This is a genomic window from Salinimicrobium oceani, from assembly GCF_012037645.1.
The window spans coordinates 1-429 of sequence record NZ_JAAVJR010000727.1; the positions used below are offsets into that span (position 1 = coordinate 1).

A 429-nucleotide genomic window follows, 5' to 3' on the forward strand; every position below is an offset into this window, starting at 1 on the left:
TTTGGTGAAGGAAAAGACCAGCAAATTCGCTGCCCATTTTACCACTTTAGACCAACACCAGCCGGTTCGTGAAGGATCGGTGACGGTAAGCCTTATCAAAGGAGAAAGCGGAATCCGCCATACGGTGGAAGCGCCTTCCTCGCCGGGAATTTTTTCTCCGGCTTTACAACCTAAGGAGCCGGGAATGTACGACCTGGTCTTTGATCTTAAAACTCCTGAGTATTCAGACAGAATTGTGATTGAAGATGTGCAGGTGTATGCTTCAGTTGCTGAAGCTTCAAAAAATATTTCCGAAGCAGAAGAAGCCGGGATCAGCTTTTTGAAAGAACAGGCATGGCAAATCGATTTTCAGACAGCACCTGTTACTCAAGGGCAAGTCTATGACATTGTTCATACTTCCGGAGTCTGGCAGGCTGCGCCGGGAACCTA

The 429-nt window shown here is 47.6% G+C and carries 1 pseudogene; it reads left to right on the plus strand.

Annotated features, from left to right (window positions below):
- Nucleotides 1-429, plus strand: a pseudogene (locus HC175_RS19100) (efflux RND transporter periplasmic adaptor subunit); the annotation flags it as partial.